Origin of the sequence: Pseudoscardovia radai (genome assembly GCF_002259605.1) — a bacterium.
GTDB classification, from domain to species: Bacteria; Actinomycetota; Actinomycetes; order Actinomycetales; family Bifidobacteriaceae; genus Pseudoscardovia; species Pseudoscardovia radai.
On sequence record NZ_MWWR01000032.1, the window covers coordinates 1 to 2527 of the forward strand.

Here is a 2527-nt window from a genome sequence, read left to right on the forward strand (position 1 = left end):
GACACGACGAATGCGGTGCCGCCTCATGGTGAATCGCGTGGTGTGAATTAGACGGGCCGGTGTGTTGATCTGGCAGATGGGTGTGGGCGTTTTGATGGTGCAACGTTCGGCTGCTTCTATGCGACACGCCGATGGGTTGTGTTCTTTCGGGGAGGGAGGGTCTCTAGGAGGGAGGGTCTCTAGATGTTGTGTTTGGTTGGTTTTCGGCCGTTGGTCGCGTGGGGCCTGTTTTCCGACTTGCTTTGGGGTCTGTCGTGTTTTTGAAACACTAGATGTGTTGTTTGTCGTCTTGCGCGTGTCGGTTGACGTGCCGTGTATGTGTCGCCTTGGGGCTAGAATGGCGGCTGTCGAACGAGTGTTCGCGATAGGTGAATTTTCCGGCCGGAGCCGGGGTTGGGAGTGATCGGTGGAGATGCCGGATGACGTGGATGGGGTGCTGCGCGGGGAGCCGACGATGACCGACGTGGCGTGCGCGGCGGACATGCTAGGCGTTCCCGCGAGCGTGCTTTTCGGCTTCGTCTATCACCTTCGCGGGGGCGACGCCTAGGTAGTCGCACATGTCGGCGAAGACCGTCAGCGGGATGGGGCGCGCCCCGCTGAGATAGCGGCTGACCGAGACCCGGTGCACGCCGATGGCGTCGGCGATGTCGTCATCGCTGGCCTTCCTGCGCCCCTTCTGCGCCCTGAGCTCCGCGGCCAGGGCCGCGGCGAATCGTTCTCCGTATGTGGACATGCCTGCCAGCGTAGGCCGAACGGTGGATAAAATAACCAAGAGTTGACAAACTGAAACCGAATGGTTACAATATGGGGGTGTCGGGATGGACTGGCCATCCCATCGTCACGCCGGCGCGGCCGGCGGAAAGGAGTATCGCGATGACGGACCAGATGGTCCTCGCGACCCAGAAATGGCTGAACAAGACATACGTGGGCAGGAACGGCTGCAACGTCGTGCAGGAGAACGGCAGGACCGGGTGGGAGGTCGTCCACGGCCTTCTGAGGGCGCTGCAGATCGAGCTGGGCATCTCGGTGCCTTCCGACAACTTCGGCCCGGGCACGACCGCCCGCTACCAGGCGGCGCCGCTGGCGAAGCCCGCCCTCAAGGGAGCGGCGAGCAACAAGTACGCGATCCTGCAGGGCGCCCTGTGGTGCAAGGGATACGACGCCGGGCACTACGGGGACCTCGACGACCACTACGACGACAAGGTCGCGGCGGCCGTCGCGTCGCTGCAGGCCGATGCCGGGATCGGGGGCGACGGCTTGACCGTCAGCGTGAACCTGATGAAGGCGCTCCTGTCGATGGACCAGTTCAGGCTCATCCCGGGCTCGGGCGGCGATGCCAGCGTCCGTTCGTTCCAGCAGGAGCTCAACGGCGGCTTCGAGGCTTACTCCGGGCTGATCCCGTGCGACGGCATCTATGACCGCGGCACCAACGAGGCCGTCATCTACGCGATCCAGGCGCTGGAGGACATGCCCGTCGATGTCGCCAGCGGCTACTTCGGCCCCTCGACCCGCAGCCATTGCCCCGACCTGGACTACAGCCACGGGCAGGTCAGCTACACGGGTGCCGTGTACTCCGACGCACGCATCAGGCGTTTCTGCCGGATCGCCAATTTCTGCATGTACGTCAACGGCTTCCCGTCCGGCACCCAGGCCGATCCGTTCCCAGAGAAGATCGACCCGGCCAGGGTCAGGGAGTTCCAGAGGAAGTACGCCGTCGCCGAGACGGGACGCATCAACCTGAGCACATGGCTCAGCCTGTGCGTCAGCTGCGGCGACACAAGCAGGAAAGGCACGGCATGCGACACCCGTTTCGAAATCACCGACGCACACGTCGCAACCTTGATTGCCAATGGCTATCGCCATGTTGGACGATATATCAATGGTGGTTCTTTCAAGGAATTGCGGGATGGAGAGGCAGAACGAATCACGGCAGCCGGCTTGGATCTGTTCCTGATTTACGAAGATGGCGCGGAACTGGCGTACTTCACCGAGGAACAGGGGGACCGCTGATGCCTCTGCTGCTATGAAGTGCGCTGCCAAGCACGGGATTCCTCATTCGGCGGTGATTTTCTTTGCTGTTGATTTCGATGCCCTTGATGGAGAAGTCACGACAAATGTGCTTCCCTACTTCAAGAATCTCTCAGGGGAGATGAGTGGATACCGTATTGGTGTCTATGGCCCTCGGAATGTCTGCACGAGGGTCTGCGAGGCCGGATATGCCGAATTCAGCTTTGTTTCCGACATGTCTTCCGGGTTCAGCGGCAATATGGGATATCCGATTCCCGATGGATGGAGCATCGACCAGATCTCCAACGTCACAATCACCCACGGAAACGACAGCCTGGAAATCGACAACGACCTTGTGTCGAAAGACATGGCCGAATGCTTCACGCCGTGCTGCCTGCCAATTCCTGAGATCACGGATCAGTATGTCGATATTCTGCCTGTATTCGAGGCGAAGACGAATTTGTGGCAAGGCGATATCGCGATTACGAAGAACTACCACCCTTCGGGTAACTTTGAATCT

At 60.4% G+C, this 2527-nt stretch carries 3 protein-coding genes; 2 read left to right on the forward strand and 1 reads right to left on the reverse strand.

Annotation, left to right across the window (positions count from 1 at the left end):
* Positions 1–484 precede the first annotated feature (484 nt).
* Complete coding sequence (locus tag PSRA_RS09025; RefSeq protein WP_094661248.1) at positions 485–733, reverse strand: helix-turn-helix domain-containing protein; 249 nt, start codon at positions 731–733, stop codon at positions 485–487.
* A 140-nt stretch (positions 734–873) separates the two neighbouring features.
* Here PSRA_RS09025 and PSRA_RS09705 point away from each other — a divergent pair, with 140 nt between their 5' ends.
* Together PSRA_RS09705 and PSRA_RS09710 are read left to right on the forward strand one after the other, a co-directional pair.
* Complete coding sequence (locus PSRA_RS09705) at positions 874–2010, forward strand: glycoside hydrolase domain-containing protein (protein WP_158216389.1); 1137 nt, start codon at positions 874–876, stop codon at positions 2008–2010.
* 13 nt (positions 2011–2023) lie between these two features.
* The coding region (locus PSRA_RS09710) for a glycoside hydrolase domain-containing protein (RefSeq protein ID WP_275542339.1) at positions 2024–2527 on the forward strand (504 nt) is incomplete at its 3' end.

What these genes read in the sequence shown, in the direction of transcription:
- PSRA_RS09025 (WP_094661248.1), bottom strand. Translation starts at nt 733, where the DNA reads ATGTCCACATACGGAGAACGATTCGCCGCGGCCCTGGCCGCGGAGCTC.
- PSRA_RS09705 (WP_158216389.1), top strand. Translation starts at nt 874, where the DNA reads ATGACGGACCAGATGGTCCTCGCGACCCAGAAATGGCTGAACAAGACA.